Source organism: Mycobacterium sp., assembly GCF_049683935.1.
GTDB lineage: Bacteria > Actinomycetota > Actinomycetes > Mycobacteriales > Mycobacteriaceae > Mycobacterium.
This window is the reverse complement of record NZ_JBAUJR010000415.1, coordinates 1-1,521: the sequence shown is the minus strand read 5'-3', so window position 1 is coordinate 1,521 and position 1,521 is coordinate 1. Positions and strand designations below refer to the sequence as shown.

The window sequence follows — 1,521 nt, the reverse complement described above, 5'->3', positions numbered from 1 at the left end:
GTTCGTTTTGGCGTTGTTTGCGGAAGGTGGTCAAGGTGACCAGCTGGCGGTCGGGGTCGGCGGTGTAGGTTATGCGTTGGTTGACCTGTCCGCAGCGAAACCGCAACTCCCACAGTTTTTCTGAGAGATAGCGGTTGTGAGGCATGCCCAGGGTGATGCCCTCGGCGGCGAGCCGGTCGAGGGCCTGATCGGCCTGGGCGAGTTCACTTTCAGACAGACCGACATACCAGCGCTCCACTTCGTCGCTGAGCATGATCCGCCACTCATCACCCACACCCCCACTATATCGAGTCCGATATATATCGTCAACGATCTATATCGGGTGCGGTGCCGGTCAGTCGATGTCGAGGCCGTGTCCGCGGTCGCGGTCTCTGCCCCAATCGCGCGTGGGTCCGGTGGTGAGGGTTCGCCAGCTGCGGGCGGCGATGGCGCGGTGTTCGTCGGCGGCGGCGGCGAGTCTGGGATTGTCGATGCCCGCTGCGGGGCGGGTGTTTTCAGCCCAGGGGAGGGTGAGTCCGTCGAGGAGTCGTCGGGCGCTGCCGAGCTGTCCGTTGTCAACGAGTAGGAGGCGGCCGTGCGCGGGGACCAGGGCGGTGGCCACCGCTGCCAGGGTGTCGGGGTCGGCGGCCGCGGCGTCCTCGACGACGATGACCGGTCCGCACCGGGTGGGTTCGTGGATGGTGATCTGCTCGGCGAGGTGGTTGAGGCTGAGCCGGTCGGGCTGTGGTGTCGCGGTGACGCGGACGTGGTGGCGGTTGGCGTCGGTGGCCGCTGTGTGGATCGCTTCGGCGAGTTCGGGGGTGTAGCGCTCGGCCGCCACGGTGGCCACGACGTAGGGCACCGACAGCGCGACCGCGGCGGGGTCGGTGCGTGGCCGCGCCAGGGGGAGCGGGTCAGCGTTGCGCCAGGAGGCGGCCAGAACCTCGACGAGCGCACGCTCAGCGGCAATGCTTGCGTGCAGGCCGTCGCCCTGGGCGGTGGCGTGGTCGACGACGGTCCGATCGGGTATGGCCGCAGTGTGGGACAACGCGTCGGCCAGCCGCCACCACAACGCCGCGGCGGGCATCTCATCGGGCAACGGTCCTCGCTGGGCCGCCGCGGTGATCGCATCGCTAATGTCGTTGCCGCGCGCGGCATTTGTGAGGTGGGCGGCCAGGGTGGGCCAGTAGGCGTCGGCGCGGATGCGTGGGTCGATCTGGTCGAGGAGGTCGTTGAAGCGGGTAGGGTCGGCGCTGTTGCGCTCGATGGCGTCGGTGCCGTGGCGTTGCAGCAGGTCTTGGATTGCGCGGGTGGCCACCGGGTATTGGGCTGGGCCGGTGAGGCGGGTGTCGGCGCCGTCGACGCCGGTGGCGGCTCGGAACACGGCGATTTCTGCGGCCAGAGCAGGGTTGGCCGTGACCAGGGGCTGTGCCCAGCTCGGCGCGGTATCGGGGGTCCACGCGCGGGCTTGTTCGCGGATCTGGTCGGCCAGGTCGCTGACGAGTTGTCCGCGGCGGCGCAGGTAGTCGCCCCATTGCGGGT

Annotated in this window: 1 protein-coding gene and 1 pseudogene; both read right to left on the bottom strand. The window is 69.1% G+C overall.

The window, feature by feature from the left end:
- The coding region (locus WA965_RS23540; RefSeq protein WP_526448128.1) for a type II toxin-antitoxin system RelE/ParE family toxin at window positions 1-274 on the bottom strand (274 nt) is incomplete at its 3' end.
- Window positions 275-334: 60 nt separating this feature from the next.
- Window positions 335-1,521 (bottom strand): annotated as a pseudogene (locus WA965_RS23535) (MobF family relaxase); the annotation flags it as partial.